The organism is Melaminivora alkalimesophila, assembly GCF_000282995.1.
GTDB lineage: Bacteria > Pseudomonadota > Gammaproteobacteria > Burkholderiales > Burkholderiaceae_C > Melaminivora > Melaminivora alkalimesophila.
Window position 1 is genome coordinate 1 of sequence record NZ_ALEE01000719.1, and the last position, 7,446, is coordinate 7,446.

Here is a 7,446-nt window from a genome sequence, read left to right on the forward strand (position 1 = left end):
AGCGGGCGCAGCCGGTGCAGCGCGAAATGCGGCGTGCGCGCGACCGTGGTGCCGCCTGCCAGCACCGCCTGGAACTGCGGCCGGGTCCTGAGCCAGTGCATCACGTCCCTGCCACAGGCGCCGCCGGCACGGCCTGGCCTGGGCAACCGGCGTGCAAGGCCCGAAGCCTCAGACGGCCAGGCGCTTGCGGCCCTTGGCGCGGCGCGCGGCGATGACGGCGCGGCCGCCGCGCGTCTTCATGCGCACGAGAAAGCCGTGCGTGCGGGCGCGGCGCGTCTTGGAGGGCTGGTAGGTGCGTTTCATGGTGGTTCTCGCTTTCCGTGAAGGGTTCGGCGGCCGGCTGCTGCACGAGCTGCCAAGCGGCCAAGAAATGGCTGCCCTGAACACATTCCAGGGAAACCGGCAATTATTGCAGGCTGGCGCCGCGCTGGCAATGCCCCCACGCGGCGCACACCCTGCACGGGAGGGCGTCCGGGTTTGTGGATAACCTTTTGACAAGCTAGAATTGCCGGTCCCGCGCGTTCCTCCTATCCACAACTAGAACCACGTCAATGTCCGAGGAACCCCTGTCCTCCCCCGATCCCTTCGACGACGCCAGCGCCGGGCTCGGCCTGTGGCAGGCCTGCGCCGAGCAGCTCGCCCAGGAGCTGCCCGAGCAGCAGTTCAACACCTGGATCAAGCCGCTTGCCGCCCAGGTCGCCCCGGATTTCTCCAAGGTCACGCTGCTGGTGGCCAACCGCTTCAAGCTCGACTGGATCCGCGCCCAGTATGCGGGGCGCATCGCCGCGCTGCTGGAGGAGCTCTACGGCCAGCCGGTCACGCTGGAGTTAGCACTCGCTCAGCGCGAGGCCGTCGTGCGCACGTACGTTCGGCCCCAGGTGCGCGAGCCCGCAGCGCCGGCCGAGGCGGCGCCCCCGCCGCTTGCGGCCGACGAGGCGGGCGCCGGGGGTTTTCGCAGCCGGCTCAATCCGGCCCTGACCTTCGAGACCCTGGTCGAGGGCACGGCCAACCGCATGGCGCGCTCGGCGGCGATGCACGTGGCGGGCTCGCCCGGCCACATGTACAACCCGCTGTTCATCTACGGCGGCGTCGGCCTGGGCAAGACCCACCTGGTGCACGCCGTGGGCAACCGGCTGCTGCAGGACCGCGAGGGCGCACGAGTTCTCTACATCCACGCCGAGCAGTTCGTCTCGGATGTGGTCAAGTCCTACCAGAGGCGCACCTTCGACGACTTCAAGGCGCGCTACCACTCGCTCGATCTGCTCTTGATCGACGACGTGCAGTTCTTTGCCAACAAGGACCGCACGCAGGAGGAGTTCTTCAACGCCTTCGAGGCGCTGCTGGCCAAGAAGAGCCACATCGTCATGACCTCGGACACCTATCCGAAGGGCCTGGCGAACATCCACGAGCGCCTGGTCTCGCGCTTCGATTCCGGCCTCACGGTGGCGATCGAGCCGCCCGAGCTGGAGATGCGCGTGGCGATCCTGATCAACAAGGCGCAGGTCGAGGGCGCGGAGATGCCCGAGGAAGTGGCTTTCTTCGTCGCCAAGAACGTGCGCTCGAACGTGCGCGAGCTCGAGGGCGCCTTGCGCAAGATCCTGGCGTATTCGCGCTTCAACCAGAAGGAAGTGTCGATCCAGCTGGCGCGGGAAGCGCTGCGCGACCTGCTCTCCATCCAGAACCGCCAGATCAGCGTCGAGAACATCCAGAAGACGGTGGCCGACTACTACAAGATCAAGGTCGCCGACATGTACAGCAAGAAGCGCCCGGCCTCGATCGCCCGCCCGCGCCAGATCGCCATGTACCTGGCCAAGGAACTGACGCAAAAGAGCCTGCCCGAGATCGGCGAGCTGTTCGGCGGGCGCGACCACACCACCGTGCTGCACGCGGTGCGCAAGATCGGCGCCGAGCGCCAGCAACTGACCGAGCTCAACCAGCAGCTGCACGTGCTGGAGCAGACCCTCAAGGGCTGAGAGGCCGGAGCCATGCCCATCCAGAGGCAAAATGGCGTGTTGCCCGGTGCGTGGCGCCCCGCCCCGCGCCCCCACCCTCCCTTCCAAGGTTGACTGTCATGATTGTCCTGAAGGCTTCCCAAAACGAGGTTCTGTCCGTGCTGCAGGCCGTGTCCGGCATCGTCGAGCGGCGCCACACGCTGCCGATCCTGGCGAACGTGCTGGTCCAGAAGACGGGCAATGCGCTGCAGTTCACGACCAGCGACCTGGAGATCCAGATCCGCACCACCGCGGAGCTGGGGGGCGAGGCCGGTGATTTCGCCACCACCGTGGGCGCACGCAAGCTGATCGACATCCTCAAGACCATGCCCTCGGACCAGACGGTGACGCTGGAGTCCAGCCAGAACAAGCTGATCCTCAAGGGCGGCAAGAGCCGCTTCACGCTCCAGACCCTGCCCGCGGAGGACTTCCCGCTGGTGCAGGAAGCGGCCAACTTCGGGCCGGCCTTCAGCGTCCCGCAGAAGGTGCTCAAGCGGCTGATGCAGCAGGTCTCGTTTGCCATGGCGGTGCAAGACATCCGCTACTACCTGAACGGCATCCTGTTCGTCGCCGAGGGCACGACCCTGAGCCTGGTTGCCACCGACGGCCACCGCCTGGCCTTTGCCAGCGCCGAGCTGGACGTGGAGGTGCCCAAGCAGGAAGTCATCCTGCCGAGGAAGACGGTGCTGGAGCTGCAGCGCCTGCTGTCCGACGGCGATGGCCAGATCGAGATGCGCTTTGCCGGCAACCAGGCGCGCTTCGGCTTCGGCGGGATGGAGTTCGTCACGAAACTGGTCGAGGGCAAGTTCCCCGACTACAACCGCGTCATCCCGCGCAACCACCAAAACAGCGTGACGCTGGGACGCGCGCCGCTGCTGGCCTGCCTGCAGCGCACGGCCATCATGACCAGCGACAAGTTCAAGGGCGTGCGCCTGAACATCGAGCCCGGCTCGCTGCGCGTGGCCAGCAGCAACGCCGAGCAGGAAGAGGCCGTGGACGAGCTCGACATCGACTACGGCGGCGCCGCCATCGAGATCGGCTTCAACGTCACCTACCTGATCGACGTGCTGGCCAACATGGGCCAGGACCTGGTCCAGGTGGACCTGCAGGACGGCAACAGCTCGGCCCTCATCACCATCCCCGACGACCCGAACTTCAAGTACGTGGTGATGCCCATGCGCATCTGAGCGGGGCAGACCCCATGCTCCCGAAGGCCGCCGCAGCCCCTCCCCGGTACCGCGGTGGCCGACCCGGATTCGATTCCCAGCGGATGTCGGCGCCCCTGCCGGCGTGCCGCGCAGCGAAGGCAGCCTTGACATGACCGCAGAGCAACACCCAAGCGCCCCCGACGAGCCGATTCTCGGCGCCGACGAGACGCCCCCCATGGCGATCGCCGCGCCCAGCGAGGGCTACGGAGAGGGGGCCATCCAGATCCTGGAGGGACTGGAAGCCGTGAGGAAGCGCCCCGGCATGTACATCGGCGACACCTCCGACGGCACCGGCCTGCACCACCTGGTCTTCGAGGTAGTGGACAACTCCATCGACGAGGCGCTGGCCGGCCATTGCGACGACATCCTGGTCACCATCCACTCGGACAACTCGATCTCGGTGCTCGACAACGGCCGCGGCATCCCCACCGGCGTGAAGATGGACGACAAGCACGAGCCCAAGCGCTCGGCCGCCGAGATCGCGCTGACCGAGCTGCACGCCGGCGGCAAGTTCAACCAGAACAGCTACAAGGTCTCGGGCGGCCTGCACGGCGTGGGCGTGTCCTGCGTGAACGCGCTCTCGAAGACGCTGCGCCTGACGGTGCGCCGCGACGGGCTGACGCACCAGCTGGAGTTCTCGCGCGGCGTGGTGCAGAACCGGCTGATCGAGGTGGTGGACGGCGAGGAGACCTCGCCGATGCGCGTGCTCGGCCCGACCGAGAAGCGCGGCACCGAGGTGCGCTTTTTGCCCGACACGGAGATCTTCAAGGAGAACTCCGACTTCCACTACGAGATCCTGGCCAAGCGCCTGCGCGAGCTGTCCTTCCTGAACAACGGCGTGCGCATCCGCCTGAAGGACGAGCGCACCGGCAAGGAGGACGACTTCGCAGGCAGCGGCGGCGTGCGCGGCTTCGTGGAATTCATCAACGGCACGAAGAAGGTGCTGCACCCGACGCCCTTCCACGCCACCGGCAGCCGCCCGGCCGAGACCTACGGCGGCATTCCCGGCACCGAGATCGGCGTGGAAGTGGCCATGCAGTGGAACGACGGCTACAACGAGCAGGTCCTGTGCTTCACCAACAACATCCCGCAGAGGGACGGCGGCACGCACCTGACCGGGCTGCGCGCGGCGATGACGCGGGTGATCGGGCGCTACATCGAGCAAAACGAGCTGGCCAAGAAGGCCAAGGTCGAGGTCAGCGGCGACGACATGCGCGAGGGTCTGTGCGCCGTGCTGTCGGTGAAGGTGCCGGAGCCGAAATTCAGCAGCCAGACCAAGGACAAGCTGGTCTCCAGCGAGGTGCGCGCGCCGGTCGAGGACATCGTCGCGCGCACGCTGATGGAGTACCTGGAAGAAAGGCCCCAGGACGCGAAGATCATCTGCGGCAAGATCGTCGAGGCGGCGCGCGCCCGCGAGGCGGCGCGCAAGGCGCGCGAGATGACGCGCAGGAAGGGCGTGCTCGACGGCATGGGCCTGCCGGGCAAGCTCGCCGACTGCCAGGAAAAGGACCCGGCGCTGTCGGAGATCTACATCGTCGAGGGCGACAGCGCCGGCGGCAGCGCCAAGCAGGGGCGCGACCGCAAGTTCCAGGCGATCCTGCCGCTGCGCGGCAAGATCCTGAACGTGGAGAAGGCGCGCTACGAGAAGCTGCTGTCGAGCCAGGAGATCATCACGCTGATCACGGCGCTGGGCACCGGCATCGGCAAGGCCAGCGAGGACGGCGGCAACGGCCGAAGCGGCGCCGACGACTTCGACATCTCCAAGCTGCGCTACCACCGCATCATCATCATGACCGACGCGGACGTGGACGGCGCGCACATCCGCACCCTGCTGCTGACCTTCTTCTACCGCCAGATGCCCGAACTGGTCGAGCGCGGCCACATCTACATCGCCCAGCCGCCGCTGTACAAGGTGAAGAACGGCAAGGAGGAGCTGTACCTCAAGGACGCCGCCGCGCTCGACCAGTTCCTGCTGCGCGTGGCGCTGCGCGATGCCGCCGTGCACACCGGTGGCGAGGCCGGGCGCAGCATCACCGGCGAGGAGCTGGCCGCGCTGGCCGAGCGCCACCAGCGCGCCGAGGCCATCATCGAGCGCTTGTCGGCCTTCATGGACCAGGAGGCGCTGCGCGCCATCGCCGACGGCGTGGCGATCGAACTCGACACGGTCGAGCAGGCCGAGGCCAGCGCCCTGCGCCTGCAGGACTGGCTGCGCAGCAGCGGCAGCGCCGGCGTGCCGGCCGAGGTGGTGGGCGAGTTCGATGCGCGCAGCGACAAGCCCGTGCTGCGCATCAGCCGCCACCACCACGGCAACGTCAAGAGCAGCTTGATCACGCAGGACTTCGTCGCCGGCGCAGACTACGAGGCGCTGGCCGAGGCCGCCAAGAGCTTCCGTGGGCTGATCGGCGAGGGCGCGCGCGTCACGCGCGGCGAGGGCGAGCGCCGGCGCGAGGAGAAGGTGGGCGACTTCCGCGAGGCCATGCAGTGGCTGCTGCGCGAGGCCGAGCGCACCACCACCCGCCAGCGCTACAAGGGCCTGGGCGAGATGAACCCCGAGCAGCTGTGGGAGACCACCATGGACCCGGAGGTGCGGCGCCTGCTGCGCGTGCAGATCGAGGACGCCATCGAGGCCGACCGGGTGTTCACCATGCTGATGGGCGACGAAGTGGAGCCGCGCCGCGAATTCATCGAGGCGAACGCGCTGCGGGCGGGGAACATCGACGTGTGAGGGCAATGGGCGCGCGCCTGCGCTGGGCCCTGGCCTGCCTGCTGCTCGCCCTGGCGGGCCAGGCCGCGGGCCAGACCCCGGCCGCCGGCTCGGCTCCGGATTGCAGCGGCGCGCACCGCATCCGGCTGCGCACGCCGGTGGCGCTCGAACCCTCCGAGCGGGCCGCCCTGCGGGCGCTGGGGCCGCTGCGCGTGACCTCGGTGAACGCCCCGCCCCTGAGCCGCTACGATGCCCCGCGCGCCGCCTACGCGGGGGTGGCGACCGACCTGCTGTGCTTCATCGCCGGCCAGCTGGGGCTGCGCGTCGAATTCGTCCCCGCCCTGGAGCTGACGGTTCCGCAAAAGATCCAGCGCGTGCAGGAGGGACAGCTGGACGTCTTCGTCCCCTTGAGCTACACGCCCGAGCGCGACCGGCAGGGCCTCTTCAGCGTGCCCTTCCATGAGAGCCACTACGCCGTCGTCGCCCGCAAGGGTGCGCGCCTGCCCATCGAGCACACGGTCGACCTGGCGAACCACCGGGTCGGCCTGGTGGGCGGCGTCGCGCTGCTGCCGCTGCTGCAGGGCATCGTCCCGCAGGAGCGGCTGCGGGTCTTCGAGCAGACGGTCGGGCCGGACGGCCTGTTCGCGGCGCTGCGCCAGGGGGACATCGACCTGGCGGTGTTCAACCACGACTTCTTCATCGAGGAGCGCTACCGTCAGGAATGGTTCGACCTGGAGGTGGTGCACCGCCTGCGCGAGTTTCCGCGCGAATACCGCTTCTATTTCAGCCGCTCGCCCCGGCACGAGCGCATCGTCGCGGCCTTCGACCGCTACCTGGCGGCCGCGGACGTCTCGGAATCGCTCGCAGCGCACGAGCAGGGCGAGCGCCAACTCATCGATCGCTACGTCGCCCAGCGCAGCCGCAGCCTGTTGTTGCAGGCAGCCGTGGTGGTGACCGCGGTGCTGGCCCTGGCGGCCTACGCCACGCTGCGCCGCCACCAGCGCCTGGTGCGCGAACTGGACGACAGCCGCAGGCAGGGGCTGGAGCAGCAGCGCCAGCTGCAGCAGGCCAACCAGGAGCTGGAGCGGCGCAGCCAGACCGATGGCCTCACCGGCCTGGCCAACCGCCGGCATTTCGACCAGGTCCTGGCACGCGAGCATGCGCGCCAGCTGCGCACGGGCGCGCCGCTGAGCCTGCTGTTGCTCGACGTGGACCACTTCAAGGAGGTGAACGACCGGTTGGGCCACTCCATGGGCGACGACTACCTGCGGGCCCTGGCGCGCACCCTGTCCACCCACGCGGCCCGGGCGACCGATCTGGCGGCGCGCTACGGCGGCGAAGAATTCGCCTGTCTGCTGCCCGACACCGACTCCCCGCAGGCCGCGGCCCTGGCCGAGCGCATCCGCGCGGGCGTGGCGCAGTTGGACCTGCCCAGCGGCAGGGGGGACGGCACGCCGCTGACGGTGAGCATCGGGGTCGCGACCCTGGTGGACGGCCGCCACGGCGCCGAGCGGCTGGGCGAGGAGGCCGATGCGCAGCTGTA

At 68.8% G+C, this 7,446-nt stretch carries 5 protein-coding genes and 1 pseudogene; 4 read left to right on the forward strand and 2 right to left on the reverse strand.

Features of this window, described 5'->3' with window-relative positions:
* Positions 1-101: pseudogene (locus tag A612_RS18025) on the reverse strand (ribonuclease P protein component); the annotation flags it as partial.
* A gap of 67 nt (positions 102-168) precedes the next feature.
* Positions 169-303, reverse strand: a complete 135-nt coding sequence (rpmH, locus tag A612_RS13925) for a 50S ribosomal protein L34 (RefSeq protein WP_019375069.1) — start codon at positions 301-303, stop codon at positions 169-171.
* A 248-nt stretch (positions 304-551) separates the two neighbouring features.
* Between rpmH and dnaA the strand changes: the two genes are divergently transcribed.
* From dnaA to A612_RS13945, 4 genes are all read left to right on the forward strand, one after another.
* Positions 552-1,973, forward strand: coding sequence for a chromosomal replication initiator protein DnaA (gene dnaA, locus A612_RS13930; RefSeq protein WP_019375070.1), 1,422 nt, complete (start codon positions 552-554; stop codon positions 1,971-1,973).
* 98 nt (positions 1,974-2,071) lie between these two features.
* Positions 2,072-3,178 carry a DNA polymerase III subunit beta gene (gene dnaN, locus A612_RS13935; RefSeq protein ID WP_019375071.1) on the forward strand — a complete coding sequence of 369 codons (1,107 nt, stop codon included), beginning with the start codon at positions 2,072-2,074 and terminating at the stop codon, positions 3,176-3,178.
* 130 nt (positions 3,179-3,308) lie between these two features.
* Positions 3,309-5,924: a DNA topoisomerase (ATP-hydrolyzing) subunit B gene (gene gyrB, locus A612_RS13940; RefSeq protein ID WP_019375072.1), complete on the forward strand. Its 2,616-nt coding sequence runs from the start codon at positions 3,309-3,311 to the stop codon at positions 5,922-5,924.
* Positions 5,925-5,929: 5 nt separating this feature from the next.
* Positions 5,930-7,446: diguanylate cyclase domain-containing protein (locus A612_RS13945; protein ID WP_019375073.1), on the forward strand; the 1,517-nt coding region annotated here is incomplete at its 3' end.

Bases quoted from the DNA above. Each gene is read 5' to 3' on its own strand.
- dnaA (WP_019375070.1), top strand. From the start codon at position 552: ATGTCCGAGGAACCCCTGTCCTCCCCCGATCCCTTCGACGACGCCAGC.
- rpmH (WP_019375069.1), bottom strand. From the start codon at position 303: ATGAAACGCACCTACCAGCCCTCCAAGACGCGCCGCGCCCGCACGCAC.
- dnaN (WP_019375071.1), top strand. From the start codon at position 2,072: ATGATTGTCCTGAAGGCTTCCCAAAACGAGGTTCTGTCCGTGCTGCAG.
- gyrB (WP_019375072.1), top strand. From the start codon at position 3,309: ATGACCGCAGAGCAACACCCAAGCGCCCCCGACGAGCCGATTCTCGGC.